Below are 247 nucleotides of genomic sequence, written 5' to 3' on the forward strand. Positions count from 1 at the left end.
CGACCGTCACGTTACTGACGCTCAGCGTTGGGGTGTCGTTGTCACTACCACCCGTGCCGGTGCCATCATCTTTGATCGTGCCTATGCCCAGATTGTCAGATATCGTCGCATTCGTTGGAGTGACCAAATTGACGTTGAAGTTCTCGGACAATTCGAACACGCTGTCATTACTGATATTGACCGTGATCGTTTGGGTGGTGACACCAGGATTGAACGTTAAAGTACCGCTTGCTGCTGTGTAGTCACT

At 50.6% G+C, this 247-nt stretch carries 1 protein-coding gene; it reads right to left on the reverse strand.

All coding sequences use genetic code 11. The features are described 5' to 3' along the window. The coding region (locus tag H8K55_RS21455) for a Calx-beta domain-containing protein (protein ID WP_186944279.1) at positions 1–247 on the reverse strand (247 nt) is incomplete at both ends.

The sequence above is a fragment of the Affinundibacterium flavidum genome, from assembly GCF_014284175.1.
GTDB lineage: Bacteria > Pseudomonadota > Gammaproteobacteria > Burkholderiales > Burkholderiaceae_D > Undibacterium > Undibacterium flavidum.